This is a genomic window from Klebsiella sp. Q2, from assembly GCF_009900705.1.
GTDB lineage: Bacteria > Pseudomonadota > Gammaproteobacteria > Enterobacterales > Enterobacteriaceae > Klebsiella > Klebsiella quasipneumoniae.
Map to the genome: position 1 here is coordinate 64,209 of NZ_JAAABE010000008.1, position 21,827 is coordinate 86,035.

Annotated in this window: 21 protein-coding genes; 6 read left to right on the forward strand and 15 right to left on the reverse strand. The window is 57.8% G+C overall.

Annotated features, from left to right (window positions below):
• Nucleotides 1-59: 59 nt before the first annotated feature.
• The 7 genes from rraA to priA form a co-directional block, all read right to left on the reverse strand.
• Nucleotides 60-545 (reverse strand): ribonuclease E activity regulator RraA, encoded by a 486-nt coding sequence (gene rraA, locus GT756_RS24085; RefSeq protein WP_002882913.1) that lies wholly within the window; start codon nucleotides 543-545, stop codon nucleotides 60-62.
• Nucleotides 546-637: 92 nt separating this feature from the next.
• Nucleotides 638-1,558, reverse strand: coding sequence for a 1,4-dihydroxy-2-naphthoate polyprenyltransferase (gene menA, locus GT756_RS24090; RefSeq protein WP_004203673.1), 921 nt, complete (start codon nucleotides 1,556-1,558; stop codon nucleotides 638-640).
• A 69-nt stretch (nucleotides 1,559-1,627) separates the two neighbouring features.
• Nucleotides 1,628-2,962 (reverse strand): HslU--HslV peptidase ATPase subunit, encoded by a 1,335-nt coding sequence (hslU, locus tag GT756_RS24095; protein ID WP_004203674.1) that lies wholly within the window; start codon nucleotides 2,960-2,962, stop codon nucleotides 1,628-1,630.
• Between the two features lie 9 nt (nucleotides 2,963-2,971).
• Nucleotides 2,972-3,502 (reverse strand): ATP-dependent protease subunit HslV, encoded by a 531-nt coding sequence (hslV, locus tag GT756_RS24100; protein WP_002882918.1) that lies wholly within the window; start codon nucleotides 3,500-3,502, stop codon nucleotides 2,972-2,974.
• A 91-nt stretch (nucleotides 3,503-3,593) separates the two neighbouring features.
• Nucleotides 3,594-4,559, reverse strand: a complete 966-nt coding sequence (ftsN, locus tag GT756_RS24105; protein WP_004203675.1) for a cell division protein FtsN — start codon at nucleotides 4,557-4,559, stop codon at nucleotides 3,594-3,596.
• 93 nt (nucleotides 4,560-4,652) lie between these two features.
• Nucleotides 4,653-5,681 (reverse strand): DNA-binding transcriptional regulator CytR, encoded by a 1,029-nt coding sequence (gene cytR, locus GT756_RS24110; protein ID WP_004203676.1) that lies wholly within the window; start codon nucleotides 5,679-5,681, stop codon nucleotides 4,653-4,655.
• A 150-nt stretch (nucleotides 5,682-5,831) separates the two neighbouring features.
• Nucleotides 5,832-8,027: a primosomal protein N' gene (gene priA, locus GT756_RS24115; RefSeq protein WP_032455464.1), complete on the reverse strand. Its 2,196-nt coding sequence runs from the start codon at nucleotides 8,025-8,027 to the stop codon at nucleotides 5,832-5,834.
• Between the two features lie 252 nt (nucleotides 8,028-8,279).
• Here priA and rpmE point away from each other — a divergent pair, with 252 nt between their 5' ends.
• Complete coding sequence (rpmE, locus tag GT756_RS24120; RefSeq protein ID WP_002882922.1) at nucleotides 8,280-8,492, forward strand: 50S ribosomal protein L31; 213 nt, start codon at nucleotides 8,280-8,282, stop codon at nucleotides 8,490-8,492.
• 101 nt (nucleotides 8,493-8,593) lie between these two features.
• On the opposite strand, the gene metJ is transcribed toward rpmE, so the two are convergent.
• A complete protein-coding gene (metJ, locus tag GT756_RS24125; RefSeq protein WP_002882924.1) occupies nucleotides 8,594-8,911 on the reverse strand; it encodes a met regulon transcriptional regulator MetJ in 318 nt (105 codons plus the stop codon).
• Nucleotides 8,912-9,178: 267 nt separating this feature from the next.
• Here metJ and metB point away from each other — a divergent pair, with 267 nt between their 5' ends.
• Nucleotides 9,179-10,339 (forward strand): cystathionine gamma-synthase, encoded by a 1,161-nt coding sequence (metB, locus tag GT756_RS24130; protein ID WP_004203678.1) that lies wholly within the window; start codon nucleotides 9,179-9,181, stop codon nucleotides 10,337-10,339.
• Between the two features lie 2 nt (nucleotides 10,340-10,341).
• On the forward strand, nucleotides 10,342-12,774 hold the full coding sequence (locus GT756_RS24135) for a bifunctional aspartate kinase/homoserine dehydrogenase II (protein ID WP_023319429.1): 2,433 nt from the start codon (nucleotides 10,342-10,344) through the stop codon (nucleotides 12,772-12,774).
• Nucleotides 12,775-12,812: 38 nt separating this feature from the next.
• Here the strand turns inward: GT756_RS24135 and GT756_RS24140 are convergent, their stop codons facing one another.
• Entirely contained in the window at nucleotides 12,813-13,184 is a 372-nt protein-coding gene (locus GT756_RS24140; protein WP_004203680.1) for a carboxymuconolactone decarboxylase family protein, read from the reverse strand.
• 91 nt (nucleotides 13,185-13,275) lie between these two features.
• Here GT756_RS24140 and GT756_RS24145 point away from each other — a divergent pair, with 91 nt between their 5' ends.
• Nucleotides 13,276-14,184 carry a LysR family transcriptional regulator gene (locus GT756_RS24145; RefSeq protein ID WP_064189997.1) on the forward strand — a complete coding sequence of 303 codons (909 nt, stop codon included), beginning with the start codon at nucleotides 13,276-13,278 and terminating at the stop codon, nucleotides 14,182-14,184.
• Between the two features lie 2 nt (nucleotides 14,185-14,186).
• Here GT756_RS24145 and GT756_RS24150 read toward each other — a convergent pair whose 3' ends face one another.
• The 3 genes from GT756_RS24150 to GT756_RS24160 form a co-directional block, all read right to left on the reverse strand.
• On the reverse strand, nucleotides 14,187-15,203 hold the full coding sequence (locus tag GT756_RS24150) for a substrate-binding domain-containing protein (protein ID WP_064189998.1): 1,017 nt from the start codon (nucleotides 15,201-15,203) through the stop codon (nucleotides 14,187-14,189).
• 91 nt (nucleotides 15,204-15,294) lie between these two features.
• Nucleotides 15,295-16,794 (reverse strand): PTS transporter subunit EIIC, encoded by a 1,500-nt coding sequence (locus GT756_RS24155; protein ID WP_032455467.1) that lies wholly within the window; start codon nucleotides 16,792-16,794, stop codon nucleotides 15,295-15,297.
• A gap of 108 nt (nucleotides 16,795-16,902) precedes the next feature.
• Nucleotides 16,903-17,076: a hypothetical protein gene (locus GT756_RS24160; RefSeq protein WP_017899816.1), complete on the reverse strand. Its 174-nt coding sequence runs from the start codon at nucleotides 17,074-17,076 to the stop codon at nucleotides 16,903-16,905.
• A gap of 74 nt (nucleotides 17,077-17,150) precedes the next feature.
• Between GT756_RS24160 and metF the strand changes: the two genes are divergently transcribed.
• Nucleotides 17,151-18,038 carry a methylenetetrahydrofolate reductase gene (gene metF / locus GT756_RS24165; protein WP_004203682.1) on the forward strand — a complete coding sequence of 296 codons (888 nt, stop codon included), beginning with the start codon at nucleotides 17,151-17,153 and terminating at the stop codon, nucleotides 18,036-18,038.
• A gap of 93 nt (nucleotides 18,039-18,131) precedes the next feature.
• Here metF and GT756_RS24170 read toward each other — a convergent pair whose 3' ends face one another.
• The 3 genes from GT756_RS24170 to GT756_RS24180 all read right to left on the reverse strand — a co-directional run bounded on the left by GT756_RS24170 (nucleotide 18,132) and on the right by GT756_RS24180 (nucleotide 21,099).
• Nucleotides 18,132-19,235: a glycerol dehydrogenase gene (locus GT756_RS24170; protein WP_004203683.1), complete on the reverse strand. Its 1,104-nt coding sequence runs from the start codon at nucleotides 19,233-19,235 to the stop codon at nucleotides 18,132-18,134.
• Nucleotides 19,236-19,289: 54 nt separating this feature from the next.
• On the reverse strand, nucleotides 19,290-19,952 hold the full coding sequence (fsa, locus tag GT756_RS24175; protein WP_004203684.1) for a fructose-6-phosphate aldolase: 663 nt from the start codon (nucleotides 19,950-19,952) through the stop codon (nucleotides 19,290-19,292).
• 205 nt (nucleotides 19,953-20,157) lie between these two features.
• On the reverse strand, nucleotides 20,158-21,099 hold the full coding sequence (locus GT756_RS24180) for an AraC family transcriptional regulator (protein ID WP_227543151.1): 942 nt from the start codon (nucleotides 21,097-21,099) through the stop codon (nucleotides 20,158-20,160).
• A gap of 69 nt (nucleotides 21,100-21,168) precedes the next feature.
• Between GT756_RS24180 and zinT the strand changes: the two genes are divergently transcribed.
• Nucleotides 21,169-21,819, forward strand: coding sequence for a metal-binding protein ZinT (gene zinT / locus GT756_RS24185; protein ID WP_004203686.1), 651 nt, complete (start codon nucleotides 21,169-21,171; stop codon nucleotides 21,817-21,819).
• Nucleotides 21,820-21,827 lie beyond the last annotated feature (8 nt).

The window sequence follows — 21,827 nt, forward strand, 5'->3', positions numbered from 1 at the left end:
TACGCGCCGGATAAACAAAAGGCCTTCTCATGGAGAAGGCCTTTTTTATGGCGCAAGGTTTATTCGATATCCAGCGGGTCTTCCGACAGGATCATCCCGGTGTTATCGGCATACAGATGGTCGCCGCTGAAGAAGGTCACGCCGCCGAAATTGACGCGCACGTCGCTTTCGCCGATGCCTTCGCCAGCCGCGCCGACCGGAATGGCCGCCAGCGCCTGGATGCCGATATCCAGTTCCTCAAGGTCGTCAACCTGGCGCACCGCGCCATAGACCACCAACCCTTCCCATTCATTCTGTACGGCCAGACGCGCCAGGTCAGCGTCAATTAACGCGCGTCGTACTGAGCCGCCGCCGTCGATCAGGAGAATATGACCACGGCCATTCTGCTCGAGCAGATCGTAGAGCAACCCGTTATCCTCGAAACATTTTACCGTAATGATCTGTCCACCAAACGACGACCGTCCTCCAAAGTTAGAGAACAGCGGTTCCACGACGTTGACATCTTCCTGGTAGATGTCACAAAGCTCGGAAGTATCGTATTTCATAGGCTTAACGTTCAGTTGCTGCGAGAGTTTTTAGTATATCCCGCGAATCGCATTGTTGGCAAAATCATCAATTGTTAATTGATATTTGTCAGTTAAGCAGCCAGCTTACTGGCAATAATCCCGATAACAAACAGCAGGTTGGTCAGTAAAGCCCCTTTGACCGTCTTTTCGAGCATCGGCCGCATCGCCAGCGGATCGGATTCGCGCAGGACGTAACGCGCCTGTTTGACCAGCAGCGGCGTGGCGAGAATAAACAGCCAGCCCCAGGCTGAATGCAGCGCCAGCAGGTTAAACAGCGCCAGACACAGCAGGGCGCCGAGCAGCAGGCAGGCATGATAGCGGCGGGCATTCACCGGCCCCAGGCGCACGGCGAGGGTGTTCTTCCCGTTCTGCCGGTCGCTGTCGATATCACGCAGGTTATTGATATTCAGCACGGCGGTCGCCAGCAGACCGCAGGCCGTTGCCGGCAGAAAGATGGCCGCTTCCACATTATGCGCTTGCAGATACCAGCTGCCGAGGACGCTCAGCCAGCCGAAGAAAACGAGTACCGAAATATCACCAAGGCCGATATAACCATACGGGCGGGTGCCCACCGTGTAGGTGATGGCGGCCACGATCGACAAGCCACCCAGCGCGAGGAAGCCGATGAAATCGCCGACGCTCTGCCAGGCGACGCACAGCAGCGCCAGACCAAACAGACAGATCAGCGCGACGGTGACAATCAGGGCGCGCTTCATCTGCTGGGGGGTAATCACCCCTTTCTGCATCCCGCGCAGCGGCCCGATGCGGTCCGGTTTATCGCTCCCCTTGACCGCGTCGCCGTAGTCATTGGCGAGGTTGGAAAGAATTTGCAGCAAGCCGGCGGTGATCAGAGCCAGCAGGGCGACCCAGGGATCAAAATGTCCCTGCTCCCAGGCAAGGACGGTGCCAACAATAATCGCGGCAAATGCCAGCGGTAACGTTTTAGGACGCAGGCTTTCCAGCCACGCCTGAGAACGGCTGATATCAGTCATAGTTATTCTAGCCAATAAAAATGGGGGCGATAGCCCCCATCAACAGTGATGAAAATGCATTGCACCGGATTATAGGATAAAACGGCTCAGATCTTCATCTGCCACCAGAACATCCAGGTGCTTACTCACATATTCGGCATCGATAGTGACGGTCTGGCCGTTCATCTCGCTGGCATCATAGGAGATATCTTCCACCAGGCGCTCCAGCACGGTGTGCAGACGGCGCGCACCGATGTTCTCGGTGGTTTCGTTTACCTGCCATGCGGCCTGAGCGATACGCTTGATACCGTCTTCGGTAAATTCGATATTCACCCCTTCGGTCGCCATCAGCGCCTTGTACTGCACGGTGATGGAGGCGTTCGGTTCAGTCAGGATGCGCTCAAAGTCGTGGGTGGTCAGCGCCTTCAACTCAACGCGGATCGGCAGACGCCCCTGCAGTTCCGGGATCAGATCGGACGGGCTGGCCACCTGGAACGCGCCCGAGGCGATGAACAGGATGTGGTCGGTCTTGACCATCCCGTGCTTAGTGGAGACGGTGCAGCCTTCCACCAGCGGCAGCAGGTCGCGCTGTACGCCTTCACGGGAGACGTCCGGGCCGGAGGTGTTGCCGCCGCGCTTACAGATTTTGTCGATTTCGTCGATAAAGACGATACCGTGCTGCTCTACAGCGTCGATGGCCTCCTGCTTCAGCTCTTCCGGATTGACCAGTTTGGCCGCTTCTTCTTCAATCAGCAGCTTCATTGCGTCTTTGATTTTCAGCTTACGCGGTTTCTGCTTCTGGCCGCCGAGGTTCTGGAACATGGACTGCAGCTGGCTGGTCATCTCTTCCATGCCCGGAGGGGACATGATTTCAACGCCCATCGGCGCCGCGGCGAGATCGATTTCAATCTCTTTATCGTCCAGCTGGCCTTCACGCAGTTTCTTACGGAACGCCTGGCGCGCCGCAGACGGTTCCTGCGACGGCTCAGTCTGGCCCCAGTTGTTCTTCGCCGGTGGGATCAGCACGTCAAGTACGCGCTCTTCAGCCAGCTCTTCCGCGCGGTAACGGTTCTTTTCAATGGACTGCATACGAACCATTTTGATCGCCGCATCGGTCAGATCGCGGATGATAGAATCCACTTCTTTACCGACATAGCCCACTTCGGTGAACTTCGTCGCTTCAACTTTAATAAACGGCGCGTTGGCCAGTTTCGCCAGACGACGAGCGATTTCGGTTTTACCGACGCCGGTTGGGCCGATCATCAGAATGTTTTTCGGCGTGACTTCATGACGCAGCTCTTCGTTAAGCTGCATCCGGCGCCAGCGGTTACGCAGGGCGATAGCAACAGAACGCTTGGCGGCGTCCTGGCCGATAATGTGTTTGTCCAGTTCGCTGACAATTTCGCGTGGGGTCATTTCAGACATGGGAGATCCTTACGCTTTAGAAGGTAATTCTTCGATGGTGTGGAAATGGTTGGTATAGATGCAGATATCACCTGCAATATCCAACGCTTTCTCGGCGATATCGCGCGCGCCCATATCGGTGTTTTCCAGCAGCGCGCGGGCCGCGGCCTGGGCGTAAGGACCGCCGGAGCCGATAGCAATCAAATCGTTTTCCGGCTGTACCACATCACCGTTACCGGTGATGATAAGCGACGCGTTTTCGTCCGCGACGGCCAGCAGCGCTTCCAGCTTGCGCAACATCCGATCGGTTCGCCAGTCTTTAGCCAGCTCAACGGCGGCCTTCACCAGATGGCCCTGGTGCATTTCCAGTTTACGTTCAAACAGTTCGAACAGCGTGAAGGCGTCGGCGGTGCCACCAGCGAAACCGGCAATCACTTTGTCGTTGTACAGACGACGCACTTTTTTCACGTTGCCCTTCATTACGGTGTTGCCCAGCGTGGCCTGGCCATCACCGGCAATAACAACATGGCCGTTACGGCGAACACTTACAATTGTAGTCACGAGCAGACCCCTTGGTTGCAAAAGCGGAACAGGGGCCCCGCGCTGTCCGCGGGGCCGAATGCAATTATAGATGGGGGGGTTTTTGAGGGTTTCAACCCCTGGCGGCGAGACGAATGCAGTTCGCGTGTCCAGCCATCTTCAGGCGGGTGATCATCTCGTTGGCGCTTTCTTTGCCTTTCAGCGGGCCAATGACCACGCGGTTCCAGCCGTTGTTGGTGGTGATGTGCGAAGCAAACCCTTCGAAAGCCAGCTGAGCGCGGACGGTTTCGGCCTGCTCGGCGCCTTTAAAGGAGCCGCACTGGATCATCCAGCTACGATCGTCTTTCTTCTCGGCGGTGGTTTTCGGCGCTTCTTCCACCCGAGTTACCGGCGCCGCGGCCTGGGTACGCGGCTGCGTGGTATTGGTATGCGCTGGCGTCTGCAGCAGATCCTGGTACGGCTGCTGGTTTGACGCGGTCTGCTTCGGCTGTTGCTGCTGGACCGGCTTCGGCTGCTGAACGCGCGGCGGCTGCTGCACGGTCTGCGGCTGAGTTTGCGCCCACTGTTGCTGTTGCGCCTGCTGCTGTTGCTGCGCTAAACGCTGGCGCTGTAGCGTCTGCTGGCGCTGGGCCGGCGTTTGTTCGTTCCACGGCACTTCGGTCAGCTGAGTCGGCTGTTGACGCATATCGGCCTGCATCTGGGCCAGCAGCTGGCGCTGTTCGTCAGTCAGCTGCTCCGGTTTCATCACTTCGCCGCCGGCGGTCGGTTCGGTCGGCGCGCGAACGCCCGGCTGTCGGCTTTCCAGCTCTTTAATATAGCGCCAACGCTCTTCCGGTTTTGGCGGCAAGCCGTTGCCGGCGGCCTGGCGATTTTGCATCGCTTCCGCTTCTTCTTTCTTATGGTGCGTAATGAAATAGAGTCCACCGATAAAGGCCACCAGCACAGCCGCCGCGATCGCCACCATAGCCGGTGAAATTGCCGGAAGGCTGCTTTGCTTATTCCTTGAGCTTCGGGTAGTGCTCTTTTTGCGCCGCGAAGAAGCCGGTTGGCTGCGGCGTACATAATCTCGTTGTGCCACTATCGTTTCGCTGTCTTATATTCGTTCGTCAGCCCGCCATGTTACTTAAGCGGCGGGCCTTTGACCAGAAGAGCAGGCCCGAAAGCCTGATGGTTATCGTCTGATTTTTTGCGTACTGCCGCGAACTATCAGTTCGCAATCGAGCAGGCGCGAGCCGCTGTTCACGTTATGACCCTGCATTTGCTCAAGTAATAGCAGCATTCCTTCACGGCCGATATCAAAACGCGGCTGTGACACGGTGGTCAATGGCGGATCGCAAAATTCAGACAACGCGATGTTATCGAAGCCGACAATCGACAGGTCGTCCGGCACTTTCAGACCGCGGCGTTTCGCCAGCGATAAGGCGCCCAGCGCCATCACATCGCTATGGCAAAAGACCGCGGTGGGCGGTACCGGCTGCGACAGCAGCTGCTCCAGCGCATTGGCGCCAGCTTCGAAGGTAAAGTTGCCGCGAGCGATATAGTGCGGATCAACGGTGATACCGCTGCGGCGCAGCGCCTGCACGTAACCCTGCAGGCGATAATGGCACAGCGGCATATCTTCCGGGCCGGCGATGCAGCCGATACGCTGGTGTCCCAGCTCGTGAAGGTAGTTTACCGCGTTAAAGGCCGCCGTCAGGTTATCGATGTGGACGGTGGGCAGCTCCAGCTCCGGCGCGAACTCGTTCGACATGACCATCGGTGGCAAATTGCGCTGCTCTTCCACGCTGGCGTCAAACGGCAGGCGCGAGCTGAGCAGCACCATGCCGTCAATCTGCTTGGTGATGATAAGGTCGATAAAGGTTTTTTCTTTCTGATTCTGGTGGGCGCAATCGCCGATTAACACCAGATATCCATGCTCGGCGGCAGTGACTTCAATACCGCGGATCACTTCGCTAAAAAAGGGATCGCAGATATCCGGAACGATCACGAGGATCGTCCGCGATTCGTTGCGCTTCATATTGCGTCCGAGCGACTGCGGTAAATAGCCGACTTCCAGCGCCGCCTGCTCGACCCGGTTACGGGTGGCTTGCGACACCTTATCAGGGTTCATCAACGCTCGGGACACGGTTGCCGTGGAAACGTTTGCCTTTAAGGCGACGTCTTTCATGGTGGCGGCAACCACTTGTTTTTTGGGCTTCACCTGGTTTCTCCTCGCTGAATGGCGCTGGCATTTCCCTTGCGCGCTAACTGCTGCATCTTTTTTATCAGATAGTCGCGGCAGTGAGTTACAGAATTTTCATGAAAAACGTGATGCTTGTTGAATTTTTCGATCCGGCTCGCAAGAGAAGGCTTACCCTTCAATAGGATCGACATCCAGCACCCACTTCACTTTTTTCGCCTCCGGCAGCGTATTGATCAGCGCCAGCGTACCGCTGACGATATGCTGCAGGCGCACCCGCGAAGGATGCTGCAGCAATATCTGCCACCGCCAGCGGCCGCCGCGCTTCGGCGCCAGCGCCGGAACCGGACCGAGCACCCATAGCTTGTCGTCGGCCAGCGGACTGGCCTGCAGCAGATTGCGCAGCTGCTGTAAAAACAGCGGCGCCTGCTGGTTGTTATGGTCTTCCGCACGAATCAGCACATGGCTGGTCCACGGCGGTAGCTGCATTGTCTGCCGCTCTGCCAGCGCCTGTTCGGCGAAAGCGTCGTAGCCTTTATACAGCAGGGTCTGCAGCAGAGGGTGTTCCGGATGGTGGGTTTGCAGGATCACTTCGCCCTGTTTTCCTGCCCGCCCCGCTCGCCCGGAGACCTGGGTATAGAGCTGAGCGAAACGCTCGGCGGAGCGGAAATCCGCGGAAAACAGCGCCCCGTCGACGTCCAGCAGGGAGACGAGGGTGACGTCCGGAAAGTGGTGGCCTTTGGCCAGCATCTGGGTGCCAATTAAAATACGCGCCCCACCGCGATGGACGGCGGCGAGATGCTCTTCCAGCGCCCCTTTGCGGCTGGTGGTATCGCGGTCGATACGCGAAATAGGCACGTCAGGAAACAGCGGCGCCAGGGCCTGCTCCAGCTGTTCGGTGCCGATACCCACCGGCACCAGGTGCGTGGAGCCGCAGGAGGGGCACTGGCGCGGGATAGGGCGCTGACTGTCGCAATGGTGGCAGCGCAGATGGTGCTGCGCCTGGTGCAACGTATAGTAGCTGTCGCAGCGCGGACATTCCGCTATCCAGCCGCAGTCGTGGCACAGCAGCGCTGGCGCAAAGCCGCGGCGGTTAAGAAACAGGATCACCTGGTTATCCGCCTGCAGATGCTGACGCATACGGCCAATCAGCGCGGGAGACAGACCCGCCTGCAGCGGTTGCCCTTTGAGATCGAGCACGTGCTGCTGGGCAGGGCGCGCATTGCCCGCGCGTTTGCTTAAGGTTAACTGGCGGTATTTGCCCTGGCGGACGTTATGCAGGGTCTCCAGCGCCGGCGTCGCCGAGCCGAGAATTATCGGGATCTGTTCGCTGTGGGCGCGCCATACCGCCAGGTCGCGGGCATGGTAGCGCCAGCCCTCCTGCTGCTTGTAGGAGCTGTCATGCTCTTCGTCGATGACGATGACGCCGAGGTCTTTAAACGGGGTAAACAGCGAGGAGCGGGTGCCGATCACAATGGCCGCTTCGCCGTTTTTCGCCTTCAGCCAGGCCGAGAGACGTTCGCTGTCATTGAGCCCGGAGTGCAGGACTTCCACCGGCGCGTTAAAGCGCTGGCGAAAACGGGCGATGGTTTGCGGCGTCAGGCCGATCTCTGGCACCATCACCAGCGCCTGGCGCCCCTGCGCCAGCACATTCTCCAGCACGCTCAAATACACTTCCGTTTTCCCGGAGCCGGTAATACCCGCCAGCAGCCAGGCGGAGAAGCGATCGGCGGCGCTGTGGATCGCGCCGACGGCGGTGGCCTGCTCGGTATTAAGACGCAGGCGTTCGCCAGCCACCGAATACGCGCTGCGCCAGTCGGTGAGGGTGGGCGCTTCGCAGGCCAGCTCCGCCAGCCCTTTGCCGCGCAGCGCCTGCAGCGCCGCTTCATTAAATTCCAGTTCGCCGACCTGATGACGCCAGATTTTGCCCTGGCGCAGCGCCGCCAGCGCCTGCTGCTGCTTCGGCGAGCGTTTCAGACCGTTAAGATCGACGGCCTGCCCCTGCTCGGTGGCGAACCAGTACCACAGCGGCGTAGCGCTGGCGGGTTTACCCTGGCGCAGCAGAATGGGCAACGCATGGAACAGCACATCGCCGATCGGGTGATGGTAGTACTCAGCCGCCCACATCAGCAACCGCCAGACGGTACCGGAGAAGACCGGTTCGTCGTCCAGCGCTTCCGCGACCGGTTTTAGCTCGTCCAGCGGCAGCTCGCTGCGCTCGCTGACCGCCGCGACAATGCCGATCCGCTCCTGTTTGCCGAACGGCACCCGCACCCGACAGCCCGCTTTGACCGCCATGCCGTCAGGCAGCAGATAGTCAAAGGTGCGCGGTAGCGGAACGGGTAGGGCAACGTGGGCGACGGGCATGTCATCTTCCTGACTTGAAATCTGGCGGGATAGTATACACATTACGATAAGGCGGCGCGGATCAGTTTGCATATGCTGGTCAAATTCTGTATGATTCGCCGCCTTTGATGCGCTTTATATCGCATTGAAGATTGACCATTACCGTGTGCTTCACGCTGTCAGCAGCGTAGAGGGCGACGGGAAATTACTAATATCGCGTGGTGTCTGGCGTTAGGGCTGGAAGAGCGACGCGGCCTTAACTGAGGTTCTCCCATGAAAAAAGGTATTCACCCAAATTACGACGAAATTACTGCTACCTGTTCTTGCGGTAATGTCATGAAAATCCGCTCCACTGTAGGTCATGACCTGAACCTCGACGTGTGCGGCAAATGCCACCCGTTCTTCACCGGCAAACAGCGTGATGTTGCTACCGGTGGCCGTGTTGACCGCTTCAACAAGCGCTTCAGCATCCCGGGCAGCAAGTAAGTTGCCAGAAGAAGCCGCCTCAGGGCGGCTTTTTTGTGTCTCTCGCCTGCCTGGGCGAGAAAGAAAAAGGGCGGAAGAGTGCTTCCGCCCTTTTTATTGTCTCAGTATTCCCACGTATCCGGGTCGATACCCAGTTCACGCATAATCGCTTTCGCCGCTTCCGGGATCTCATCGCTGCGCTCTTTACGCAGGTCTTCATCGTTAGGCAACGGTTGTCCGGTAAAGGCGTGCAGGAACGCTTCGCACAGCAGCTCGCTGTTGGTCGCGTGACGCAGGTTATTCACCTGACGACGCGTACGTTCATCGGTGAGGATTTTTAACACCTTCAGAGGAATGGAAACCGTAATTTTCTTTACTTGCTCACTCTTCTTACCGTGCTCAGCGTATGGGCTGATATATTCGCCGCTCCATTCAGCCATGAGATACCTTAATCCTCTGTTTATTAGTGAAGGGCCAGAATATTCCGCCCGGGCTATAATTGCGCGTAGTTTACCGTAAGCGCAGGCTTTCTGACATGAGATAAGCCGCCGCCGACGTGCGCTAATGCATATAATTTTAACGGCTATTTGCACTTTGCTCAATCTATACGCAAAGAAGTTTAGATGTCCAGATGTATTGACGTCTATTGTGACAATGATTACTCTGGAGCCTGACTTTTCACCGATTCAGCCCAGGAACTTCCCAACATGACGCGTAAACAGGCCACCATCGCAGTGCGTAGCGGTTTAAATGACGACGAGCAGTACGGTTGCGTTGTCCCGCCGATCCACCTCTCCAGTACCTATAACTTCACCGACTTTAATGAACCTCGCGCTCACGACTACTCCCGCCGCGGCAACCCGACGCGTGATGTGGTGCAGCGTGCCTTAGCGGAGCTGGAGGGCGGCGCTGGCGCGGTGCTGACCAATACCGGTATGTCGGCGATCCTGCTGGTGACGACGGTGTTCCTTAAGCCTGGCGATCTGCTGGTGGCGCCGCATGACTGCTACGGCGGCAGCTACCGTCTGTTCGATAGCCTGGCGAAGCGCGGCTGCTATCGCGTTCAGTTCGTCGATCAAAACGATGAGCAGGCGCTGCGGGCGGCGCTGGCGGAAAAACCGAAGCTGGTGCTGGTCGAAAGCCCAAGTAATCCATTGCTGCGGGTAGTGGATATTGCGAAAATCTGTGGTCTGGCGCGCGAAGCCGGGGCGATCAGCGTGGTCGATAACACCTTCCTGAGTCCGGCGCTGCAAAACCCGCTGGCGCTGGGCGCCGATCTGGTGTTGCACTCCTGTACTAAATACCTTAATGGTCACTCTGATGTGGTGGCCGGGGTGGTGATTGCCAACGATCCGGCGACTGTCACCGAACTGGCATGGTGGGCGAATAATATTGGCGTCACCGGCAGCGCCTTCGACAGCTATCTGCTGTTGCGCGGGCTGCGGACGCTTTCTCCACGCATGGAAGTGGCGCAGCGTAATGCCCTGGCGATTGTCGAGTATCTGAAAACCCAGCCACTGGTGAAAAAGCTGTATCATCCGTCGCTGCCGGAAAACCAGGGGCATGAAATTGCGGCGCGTCAGCAAAAAGGTTTTGGCGCAATGTTAAGCTTCGAGCTGGACGGTGACGAGCAGACGCTGCGCCGTTTCCTGAGCGGGCTGTCGCTGTTTACACTGGCGGAATCGCTGGGGGGCGTTGAAAGCCTGATTTCCCATGCGGCAACGATGACGCATGCCGGCATGGCGCCTGAAGCGCGTGCCGCCGCCGGAATTTCAGAAACGCTCCTGCGTATTTCGACCGGTATTGAAGATGGTGAAGATTTAATTGCCGACCTGGAAAATGGCTTCCGGGCAGCAAACGAGGAATAAAGATGAGTGTGATTGCGCAGGCAGGGGCGAAGGGTCGTCAGCTGCACAAATTTGGTGGGAGTAGTTTAGCGGATGCGAAATGTTACCTGCGCGTCGCGGGGATCATGAAGGAGTATTCGCAGGCGGGGGACATGATGGTCGTCTCCGCCGCTGGCAGCACCACCAACCAGCTGATCAGCTGGCTTAAGCTTAGCCAGAGCGATCGCCTTGCTGCGCATCAGGTTCAGCAGTCGCTTCGCCGCTATCACACCGAACTGATTGGTGGTCTGGTGGAGCCTGCGGCGGCGGATACGCTGATAGCCGCCTTTATCCACGACCTTGAGCGTCTGGCTGGTCTGCTGGACGGCGGGGTTTCCGAAGCGGTCTATGCGGAAGTGGTCGGCCATGGGGAAGTGTGGTCCGCGCGCCTGATGGCGGCGGTTCTCAACCAGCTGGGAATGGAAGCCGCCTGGCTTGACGCGCGCGCGTTCCTGCGCGCGGAACGTGCCGCGCAGCCGCAGGTGGATGAAGGATTATCCTATCCACTGCTGCAGCAGCTGATGGCGCAGCATCCTAACAAACGTCTGGTGGTGACCGGCTTTATCTCCCGCAACCAGGCCGGTGAAACCGTCCTGCTGGGCCGTAACGGGTCTGACTACTCCGCCACCCAGATCGGCGCGCTGGCGGGCGCTTCCCGCGTCACTATCTGGAGCGACGTCGCCGGGGTGTACAGCGCGGATCCGCGCAAGGTGAAAGACGCCTGTCTGCTGCCGCTGCTGCGTCTGGACGAAGCCAGCGAGCTGGCGCGTCTGGCCGCGCCGGTGCTCCATGCCCGCACGCTACAGCCGGTTTCCGCCAGCGATATCGATCTGCAGTTACGCTGCAGCTATACGCCGGAACAGGGTTCCACGCGCATTGAGCGCGTGCTGGCCTCCGGTACTGGCGCCCGGATTGTCACCAGCCATGACGACGTCTGCCTGGTGGAGTTCCAGGTGCCGGGCGGTCACGATTTCAAACTGGCGCATAAAGAGCTGGACGCCCTGCTCAAACGCGCCCAGCTGCGCCCGTTAGCCGTTGGCGTCCATGCCGACCGCAAGCTGCTGCAATTTTGCTATACCTCCGAGGTGGCCGACAGCGCGCTGAAGCTGCTCGATGAAGCGGGTCTGCCGGGCGAGCTGCGTCTGCGTCAGAAGCTGGCGCTGGTGGCGATGGTGGGCGCTGGCGTCACCCGTAACCCCCTGCACTGCCACCGTTTCTGGCAGCAGCTGAAAGGGCAGCCAGTGGAGTTCACCTGGCAGTCGGAAGAAGGAATCAGCCTGGTGGCCGTACTGCGCGCCGGGCCGACGGAAAGCCTGATCCAGGGGCTGCACCAGTCCTTGTTTCGTGCCGAAAAGCGTATTGGCCTGATGCTGTTCGGCAAAGGAAACATCGGTTCCCGCTGGCTGGAGCTGTTCGCCCGTGAACAAACCACGCTCTCGGCGCGCACCGGCTTTGAGTTTGTTCTCGCCGGCGTGGTCGACAGTAAACGCAGTCTGCTGAACTATGACGGGCTGGACGCCAGCCGGGCGCTAGCTTTCTTCAACGATGAAGCGGTGGAGCAGGATGAAGAGTCGCTGTTCCTGTGGATGCGCGCGCACCCGTACGATGATTTAGTGGTGCTGGACGTCACCGCCAGCGAACAGCTGGCCGACCAGTATCTTGATTTCGCCAGCCATGGCTTCCACGTGATCAGCGCCAACAAGCTGGCGGGGGCCAGCAGCAGCGATAAGTATCGCCAGATCCACGACGCGTTTGAGAAGACGGGGCGCCACTGGCTGTATAACGCCACCGTGGGCGCCGGCTTGCCGGTGAACCATACGGTGCGCGACCTGATCGACAGCGGCGATACCATCCTCGGCCTGAGCGGTATCTTCTCGGGAACGCTCTCCTGGCTGTTCCTGCAGTTCGATGGCACCGTGCCGTTCACCGACCTGGTGGATCAGGCGTGGCAGCAGGGGCTGACCGAGCCGGATCCGCGCGTCGATCTGTCCGGTAAAGATGTGATGCGCAAGCTGGTGATCCTCGCGCGGGAAGCGGGCTATGACATCGAACCGGATCAGGTGCGCGTGGAATCACTGGTCCCGGCGCACTGTGAAGAGGGTTCGGTTGATCACTTCTTTGAGAATGGCGAAGAGCTGAACGAGCAGATGCTGCAGCGCCTGGAGGCGGCCCGCGAGATGGGGCTGGTGCTCCGCTACGTGGCGCGCTTTGATGCCAACGGCAAAGCTCGCGTCGGCGTGGAAGCGGTACGCGAAGAGCACCCGCTGGCGGCGCTGCTGCCGTGCGATAACGTGTTTGCTATCGAAAGCCGCTGGTATCGTGATAATCCGTTGGTGATCCGCGGGCCCGGCGCCGGGCGTGACGTGACCGCCGGGGCGATCCAGTCGGATATTAACCGTCTGGCGCAGCTGCTGTAATCCCGAGAAAAAGACCAGGCCAGGCCTGGTCTTTTTTGTTAGTGCGCCGCAAAAACCGCTTTAGCGGCAAACAGGCCGTTTAGCGCCGCCGGGAATCCGGCGTAGACCGCCATCTGCATGATCACTTCCGTAATTTCCTCTTGCGTCAGACCAACATTTAATCCCGCGGCAATATGCACTTTCAGCTGCGGCTCGGCGTTACCCAGCGCGGTGAGCGCGGCGATGGTGGCGATTTCCCGGCTGCGCAAATCAAGCCCTGGCCGGGCGTAAATATCGCCGAAGGGGAACTCAATCAGATAGCGGGCGAAGTCGGGGGCGATATCCCGCAGGCTGTCGACGACGGCTTCCCCGCCGTGACCGTCCACGCGCTGAAGCATTTCCTGACCGGTGATATAACGTTCGCTGGACATCGTTTTTTCCTCTCTGTGATGAAGCGTTGAGAGGAAGGGTAGGGAAGTTTGCCGGACTTGAGTAATACCCTTTTCGTGATACCTTTTCAGTATGACAACTTCGCGATTGCATTCTCTCGATATCCGCCTGCTGCGCGCCTTTGCGGTGGTGGCGGAGGAAAATAACATCAGCCGGGCGGCGCAGCGGTTATTTATCTCGCAGCCGCCGCTGAGTCGCCATATACGCCATCTGGAAGCGCAGCTGGGGGTGACGCTGTTTCAGCGCCATAGCAAAGGCCTGATCCTTACCGACGCGGGCAGAGAGGTGCTGGCGATGATTCGGCCCATGCTGGCGCTCCAGGAACGCACGCTGGCGGCATTGAGTGAGCTCTCCGTTCACTCACCGCCGTCTCTGCGTCTGGGCATGACTACCGCCTTCGAACAAGGCATTTTCGCCGCTGTTGAATCTGCGCTGAGCGAACATACCCGCGCGTTGCATATCACCCGCCACGCTTCACCGGGGCTGGCTCAGCAGGTGCGCAAAGGCAAACTCGATGCGGCGCTGGTTGCGCTGCCGCTCAATACTGAAGGGCTGCACCTGCACCCATTGCCGTATCAGGAGCCGCTCATCGCGGCAGTGCCAGCCTCCTGGCCGGAAGCCGCCACACCAGCGTTAACGCTAAGCGCGCTCAATCACCGGCCGCTGTTCTGGTTTAAACGTGAGCGTAACCCCGATTTCTTTGACTACACGCGACGCATTTTCGACCGGGCTGGCTATACCCCCGCTTATGTGGAAGAGCCTGCCGAACATGATGTGCTGCTGGCGAGAATTGCGCGTGGGGAAGGCATGATCCTCCTGCCGGCGTCCTTTTCCGCAATCCAGCGTCAGGGGGTGGTGTTCTGTCCTGTCGCTGAAGGCGACAGCATGCCGTTAAGCCTTGGGGTGATCTATGCGCCTCACCAGGCAGAATCCGTGCAGCAATGGCTCTCACTGCTGGATGAGCACCTGACGACTGGCTAGCCTCAGGCTGACTCTCGAGCCACCAGCTGTCCGGAAAGGGTAATGCGCTGGGTCGGCAGGGCAGGTTCTTTGATTTTGCGGATAATGAGCGAGGCTACCTGACGTCCTGTCTCTTCGCTGGCGGAAGAGACATAAGTGAAGGATGGCGAGGTCAAATTCACGTGCATCATGTCTTCAAAACCCACCAGCGCCACCTGTTGAGTGAGAAAGACATCTTTTCCCACCGTGCGTCCAACCTGATGAATGCCGCTGAGGCAGCCAATCATTGCATCCGGTGAGTGGCACAGCAGGGCGGTAATGGCATTATTTTTTTCCAGCAACTGGCGGGTAGCGATACTGGCAGCCTGCGTATTGTCGCTGCAGGCAGGAGCAAATTCCTCCCGTACGGTCATGCCGTTTTTCTCCAGCGTACTGTATAAGCCAAGCAGCCGCTGCTGACGAATCAGGTCATTATCCTGTCCGCCAATATAGGCGATGTAGCGATGGCCGCGTTCAATCAAATAGCGGGCGGCGATACTGGCGGCCTGGCGATTATCGCGGACCACCTGGTCATGATGGCCGGCGAGCGGCGTTTGCGAGACGGCGACCAGCGGCAGAGGACATGCTTGTAACGCCGCAGGCAGCGCATTGCTGGTGGTATCGGCATCCAGATATATCACGCCGGCGACGCCCTGCTGTTTAAACGACAGCAGGCAGCGGGCCAGATAGTCATGATCGTCGCGCGGCTGGCCGAGGATCACCATATAGCCTTGCTTCTCCAGCTCCTGGACGATATTCGCCATCACTTTAATGGAAAAACTGTCGTTGAAGTCGCGCAGGATCAGGCCGATCAAATTGGTGGTATTGGCGCGAAGGTTAGCGGCGGCGACGTTATGTACATAGCCAAGTTCCTGGATGGCCGCGTTGACTTTTTCGATGGTGGCGTCGGAGATCTTTCCTTTCTGGCGTAATACCAGCGACACCGTCGAAACGGAGACGCCGGCCAGTTTCGCCACATCTATAATGCTGACTTTCTTCAAAATCGCTCCATGACAACGCGTGTATTACCGTCAGATCGCAGACATAGGCTTACCCACGGTAAGCCTACTTCCACACCATAACACCTTCTTGTTATTTGCCAATCATCCCCGACATGGTTTGCGCGATAAATTGCGCCCTGGCGCCAAAAATAATCTGGATGCCGTTATCGCCGACGAAGACCACCCCGCGTGCGCCGATGCCGTTGAGGCCATCTTTATCAACCGCATCGCGCTCAGCCACTTCCAGGCGCAAGCGGGTGATACAAGCCCCGACGGAATCGATATTTTGTGCACCACCGAGAAGATTGACGATCTCCGTTGCCAGCTCCGCGTCGGTTTTATCATCGGCGGTGACAGTGATATCGGTACGGCCTGGTGTTTTCACATCAAAGCGACGGATAACGAACCGGAAGGTGAAATAATAAATCAGCCCCATCGGCACGCCAACGATAACCGCGTTGAGGAAGTGGGTTTGATAGCCGTTCAGCGACGGCAGAATACCGAAGGAGATATAGTCAATAAGCCCCGCCGAGAAGGATTTAGCGATATGCGCATGCAGCAGATACATTGTCATGTACGAGAGCCCCGCCATGATGGCGTTGAAGACGTACAGGATCGGCGCCACGAAGATAAAGGTAAATTCTACGGGTTCGGTAATGCCGGTCAGGAAGCAGGTCAGCGCGGCAGAGAAGAGAATACCGGCCGCGATTTTTTTATTCTTAGTATGCGCTTCGTGATACATCGCCAGACAGGCAGCTGGAAGCGCGAACAGCATAAGCGGGAATTCCCCCTGCATAAACTTCCCAGCGTTTTGGTAGCTATCGGAGCTAAAAGATTTCACCCCTTCTTCCAGCATTTTAAACCAGATGGTCTGGTCGCCGTGGATCACCTGGCCTGCCTGAGTGGTGTAATCGCCGAAAGAGTACCAGAAGGAGGGATACCATATGTGGTGCAGTCCCAGTGGGATCAGCGCCCGTTCAACGAGGCCGAAAATAAAGGTCGATGCGGCCTGGTTGTCGCCGTTTACCACCATCGACAGTGAGTCAATACCAGCCTGGATATGTTGCCAGACATAAGGCAACAGCAGGCCGAGGATAAATGAGAGAAATGCTGTGGCGATCGCCACGAAACGCTTACCCGAGAAGAAGCCAAGGAACTCAGGCAACTGCATCGCATGGAAGCGGTTATAGCACCACGCCGCGAGAATACCGCAGATGAGACCGCCAAAAACCCCCATCTGCAGCGTCGGGATGCCGACGACCATGGCATATTTTCCGCCCTGAGAGGCCATCTCCGGCGTAATGCCGAGCACAGTGCTAATGGTGATATTAGTGATGAAGACGGAGACGGCTGCCGACAGCGCAGCGATACCCGATTCTGATGCCAGCCCCACGGCTGAACCAATTGCAAACAGCATTGGCAGGTTATCAAAAATGATACCGCCGGCGTTCATCATCAAGGGCATATGGAATTTATCCCCGAAGGCCAACAGTAAGCCGGCGGCCGGGAGGAGCGAAATCGGCAGCATCAAGGCGCGGCCGATCATCGACAGTTTTGATAATGATTTTATGAACCCTGACCACAGACTCATGGTGATATCCCCGAATAGATTTTATAAGCATTATTGCGTAAGTAGAACGTTCTAGTAGAACGTTCTACTTACTCTGAACCAAGCGATAAGCGGCTGCAATAACAATCGCTACGGCCAACATGGGGAGATGCTGGTTTTTTGAACTGCTTCAAATTTCATCGGATCGAATTCTTCCTGCGCGGCATCCATTCTGGCCGGAAGATGAATTTTTTTCATATTGGCGGCCTTTTCCTCACTCTTTACGCAGATTTTTCTATTGACGCCCGCGCGCTTTTCCGTCATTTTTACATCTGGACGTCTAAACGTATAGAAGTTCGCAATACAACAGCCATTACATGCGATTGATGAGGTAAGGTATGAGCTTTTTTCACGCCAATCAGCGGGAAGCCCTGAATCAGAGCCTGGCGGAAGTCCAGGGCCAGATTAATGTGTCCTTTGAATTCTTTCCGCCGCGCACCAGTGAAATGGAGCAAACCCTGTGGAAATCCATCGATCGCCTGAGCAGTCTGAAACCGAAGTTTGTCTCGGTGACCTATGGCGCGAACTCCGGCGAGCGCGATCGCACCCACAGCATCATCAAGGGCATTAAAGAGCGAACCGGTCTGGAAGCGGCGCCGCACCTGACCTGTATCGATGCGACTCGCGATGAGCTGCGCACTATCGCCCAGGATTACTGGAACAACGGCATCCGCCATATCGTCGCGCTGCGCGGCGACCTGCCGCCGGGCAGCGGTAAACCGGAGATGTATGCCGCCGATCTGGTCAGCCTGCTGAAAGAGGTGGGGGATTTCGATATCTCTGTTGCCGCGTATCCGGAAGTGCATCCGGAAGCGAAAAGCGCGCAGGCGGATTTACTCAACCTGAAACGCAAAGTCGAGGCAGGCGCCAACCGCGCGATCACCCAGTTCTTCTTCGATGTGGAAAGCTACCTGCGTTTTCGCGATCGCTGCGTCTCAGCGGGCATCGACGTGGAAATTATTCCGGGTATCCTGCCGGTATCCAACTTTAAACAGGCGAAAAAGTTTGCGGATATGACCAACGTTCGTATCCCGGTGTGGATGTCGAAAATGTTCGAAGGTCTGGATAACGATGCCGAAACCCGTCAGCTGGTGGGGGCTAACATCGCTATGGACATGGTGAAGATTTTAAGTCGGGAAGGGGTAAAAGATTTCCACTTCTACACCCTGAACCGCGCCGAAATGAGCTACGCCATCTGCCATACGCTGGGCGTGCGTCCGGCCTGAGTGCTTGCCGTTTCCGCCGCCAGTGGGCGACACGTCCGGCAGATAAACATAAAAAACACCCGGCTGACGCCGGGTGTTTTATTTTGCTCTGGATTATTCCCATTCCTGCAGGAAGCGCTGGCCATATTGGTCGGCGACCAGCAGCGCGGCGTAGACCTGGTCGGAGTTAACCCCGCCCGGCATATTGTGAATGGTTTCGCCTTCAGCGCAGGCGGCTTCCGCCACCAGGCGCATCTTGGTCGGGATGTCGCCTTTGATATCCAGCTGCGCCAGGGTGATCGGCAGCCCAACGCTGTGACATAGCGCGGCGACGGTCTCGATCTCTTCCACCGGCGCGTTTTCCAGCACCAGCTGCGTCAGGGTGCCGAACGCCACTTTTTCACCGTGATAATAGTGGTGAGCGTCAGGGATGGCCGTCATGCCGTTATGAATTGCGTGGGCTGCCGCCAGGCCACCGCTTTCAAAACCGACGCCGCTCAGATAGGTGTTGGCTTCCACCACCCGCTCCAGCGCCGGAGTGACCACGTGCTGTTCGGCGGCCAGCATCGCTTTTTCACCCTCTTCGAGTAAGGTGTTGTAGCACAGCTCGGCCAGCGCCAGCGCCGCCTGGGTGCATTTCCCGCCCGCCATGGTGGTGGCGCCGCTGCGTGAGCAGGCGCGGGCTTCGAACCAGGTGGCCAGCGCATCGCCAATTCCGGCTGCCAGCAGGCGAGCCGGCGCGCCGGCAACGATCTGCGTATCGACAATGACCATGTTAGGGTTATGCGGCAGCATCAGATAGCTGTCGAACTCCCCTTCGTCGGTGTAAATCACCGACAGCGCGCTGCACGGCGCATCGGTGGAGGCGATGGTAGGGGCGATCGCCACCGGCACCTTCATAAAATGGGCCAGCGCTTTCGCGGTATCCAGGGTTTTACCACCGCCGATCCCCAGCACGGCGGTGCATTTCGCACTGCCGGCGATATCGCGCAGGCGATTGATTTCATTATGCGAACATTCACCGCCAAACGGCGCGATTTCCGCCGCCAGGCCGGCATCGGCCAGGCTTTTGCGTAGCATCTCTTCCGCGAATCCCAGCACGAATTTATCGCCAACGACCAGCCAGCGTTCGGCCAGCGGTTTCAGATAGTCGCCAAGGCGCTTGATGGCGCCTGCGCCCTGAATGTATTTGCCTGGTGATTGAATAATGCGATCCATTACGATTCCTCCTCGATGACCGTGATGCCGCCCACAGGCGGCGCGCGGGTCCGGTTACAGGTTCAGCGTGCCAAAGGCGTTATTCCAGTCCTGTTCAAACTTCTCTATGGCTGACTCTACCGCAGGGGTGCCGAGCATTTGTTGCGCTACATCTAGTGGAAGGGTGATTGCTTCGCAGCCAGCCAGCAGGCAATCCAGCGCCTGACGGGGCGTTTTGAAGCTTGCCGCCAGCACTTTGCTTTCGGGCGCATGCATTTCCAGCAGGGATTGCAGTTCCTGCACCATGCGGATGCCGTCTCCGCCCTGAGCGTCGACGCGGTTAACGTAAGGCGCGACGTACTTTGCGCCGGCCAGCGCGGCCAGCAGACCCTGTGAAGCGCTGTAGACGGCGGTGCCAAGGGTCGGGATGCCTTCTTTCTTCAGCAGCTTGATAGCGGCGAGGCCTTCGGCGGTGACCGGGATTTTGACCACGATGCCCGGCACGGCGTTGCTCAGGCGTTTGGCTTCTGCCACCATGCCCTGCGCATCGCGGCTCATGGTCTGTGCGAACAGAATTCCTTCCGGGCCAACGGCTTTTTGCAGGCGCGGCAGTACATCCCAGACCGGGGTTTTACCGGCGGCGATAATGCTCGGGTTGGTGGTCACCCCGGCCAGCGGGTAGATGCGGGCCAGGCGTTCCACTTCGGCGACGTTGGCGGTATCCAGATAGAGTTCCATAATGTTTTCCTCAATGCTTAATTCGGTGCTGTCGTTGAGGTAAGCATACGGCTTTCGTTCGAAGGATCGCCAGATGACAAATTTGCCAAAAACTGGATAAATGTACGCATCGCGATTAAGGATGATTTAGATCACATTTATCGACGCTGGCTGGGATGGCAGGAAACTATAGCGCGCACAAAAGTCAGGTTTAACACACAAAAATCTAGTTTTTTGCCGCGGACGATTTTTCCGTCAGCTGGCTATGGTACTGACGGCGGTATTCAGACGGCGAGCGTTCCGTGGTTTTGCGGAACAGGCGGCAGAAGTAGTTGCTGTCGGCGAAGCCGCAGGCGTGGGCGATGTCTTTCACTTTCATATCGTGGCCCTTCAGCAGCATACGGGCCTGTTCGAGACGAATGTGGTTTAGATATTCATTGAAGCCCATTGGCCCACATTTCTGGAACAGATGGGAAAGATAGTTGGGAGAGAGATAGAACGCCTGGGCGACCGATTCCCGGCTCAGCGGCTCCGCGTAATGGACCTCGATGTACTGACGGATTGCCTCGAACAGCGCCTGGCTGCGCGAGGAGGTTTGCGCCTGGCTGCCGAGAAGATCATGGCAGTGGCTGAGCAGGCTGATGACGATGCTGCGGGCGGTTTGCTGCTCCTGCGGCTGCATCCGGATCTCGTTGAGCGCCTGCAGCAGGAAGGAACCGACGCGCGGCCCTCGACGCAGCGCCTGTAGCTTTTCAACAACGGCGATCGTCTTGCCATTCCAGCGCTGCAGCGAGCACTCCAGCTGCTGCTTAGCGAACAGGATGCTTAACAGCAGGCAGGGCGCCTGCCACTGTGGGCAGTTCCAGCTATCGCCAGGAATATAGAGCACGTCATGGGCCTCCAGGAGCGGGGCGTTATTGCCGAGCGCCTGGTCGCGCAGCTGCCCATTGAGGAGGATATTCAGACGGGGAAAATCAACCTGCACCACCGGTTTAGCAGGCGAGCGCGTCTCGCCGGCGAAATAAACCCGTCCGAGGCTGGTCTGCTTTTTTAGCAATGCATCAATAAGTTGATTGATATCGTTGTCCATCATTGTTCCGCCCCGCGCATCACCCTTTTCATCATACCGGACATTATTCCAGCGGTAAAAGCGCCAGCCTGTCGCTATTGCTTCTCAGTTACGATATGTTATATCGTAACAATTTGTCACCATTGATAGCAAACTCAGGAGAGAGTAATGACCAGAAAGATCCCCCTGCTGGCCTTGGGACTCGGCATGGCGCTAGCCAGCGCCCAGGCGTTCGCCCACGGCAACCATAGCCATGGGCCGGCGCTAACCGAAGTGGAGCGTCAGGCCAGCGAAGGCATTTTTGCGGATAAAGATGTGCAGGACCGCGCGCTGAGCGACTGGGAGGGCGTCTGGCAGTCGGTGAACCCGTATCTGCTCAACGGCGATCTCGATCCGGTGCTGGAGCAGAAGGCGAAAAAGCCCGGCGGCAAGAGCGTGGAGGAGTATCGCGCCTATTATAAGAAGGGCTACGCCACCGATGTGGAACAGATTGGCATTGAAGATGACGTGATTGAGTTCCACGTCGGCGAGACCGTCAACAGCTGCAAATACCGCTATTCAGGCTACAAAATTCTGCATTACGCCTCCGGTAAGAAGGGCGTACGTTATCTGTTCGAGTGCCAGCAGGGCGATGCCAACGCGCCAAAATATGTCCAGTTCAGCGACCATATCATTGGTCCGCGTAAATCGCAGCATTTCCATATTTTCATGGGCAATGAATCACAGGAAGCGTTGTTGAAAGAGATGGATAACTGGCCGACCTATTATCCGTATGCGCTGCATAAAGAACAGATCGTTGATGAGATGTTGCACCACTAGAACGGGTG